Consider the following 883-nt stretch of genomic DNA (forward strand, 5'->3'; position numbering starts at 1 on the left):
TAGCGGGGGTCTACGTCTCCCACGATCTCGCCGTCGTGGCCCAGATCGCCGACCACATCGTTGTGCTGAAGAGCGGCGAAGTGCAGGAGACCGGCACCACGGCTCAGATTCTTTCGGACGCCCAGCACCCCTATACGCGCGAACTGCTGGCTGCCTTCGAGCCGAAACCGCGGCAAGCACATGCGGACGCGGATGCCGGGACGAAAGAACTGCTGCGTATCGACAATGTGACTGCCGGCTATGGTGCGGTGCGGGCTGATGGACTGCCGCTGATCCGCGCTGTCAATTCCGTTAGTCTTGTCGTCGAGAAGGGGCGCAATCTCGGCATCATCGGCGAATCCGGCTGCGGAAAATCGACGCTCGCACGCGTCATCGCCGGCATCCATCCGGCAGCGGCCGGCGACATCGTCTTCGACGGCAAGCAACTGGAGCGTACCGCTGGGAAGCGCAGTCAGGACGAGCTGCGTGAGATGCAGATCGTGTTCCAGTATGCTGATACCGCGCTCAATCCGGCCAAGCCTGTGGAGGACATCATCTCCCGGCCGTTGGCCTTCTATCACGGGCTCGACAGACAGGCACGCTCGAAGCGCGTCGATGAACTGCTCGACATGGTTCGCCTGCCTAGGACGCTACGCTACCGTCGCCCGTCGGAGCTCTCGGGCGGCCAGAAGCAACGCGTGAACTTCGCGCGCGCGCTGGCGGCGGACCCCAAGCTCATCATCTGCGACGAAATCACTTCGGCGCTCGACACCGTGGTGGCGGCCGCCGTGATCGAACTGCTCAAGGAGTTGCAGCGCGAGTTGGGCCTTTCCTACATTTTCATCAGCCACGACCTCTCCGTCGTTGAAGCGATCTGCGATGAGATCATGGTCATGTACAATGG

The 883-nt window shown here is 62.3% G+C and carries 1 protein-coding gene; it reads left to right on the top strand.

What is annotated here, in order from left to right; translation table 11 throughout:
• Positions 1-883: ATP-binding cassette domain-containing protein (locus EOA13_RS37305; protein WP_164780653.1), on the top strand; the 883-nt coding region annotated here is incomplete at both ends.

This window comes from Mesorhizobium sp. M7A.F.Ca.US.011.01.1.1 (genome assembly GCF_003998295.1).
GTDB lineage: Bacteria > Pseudomonadota > Alphaproteobacteria > Rhizobiales > Rhizobiaceae > Mesorhizobium.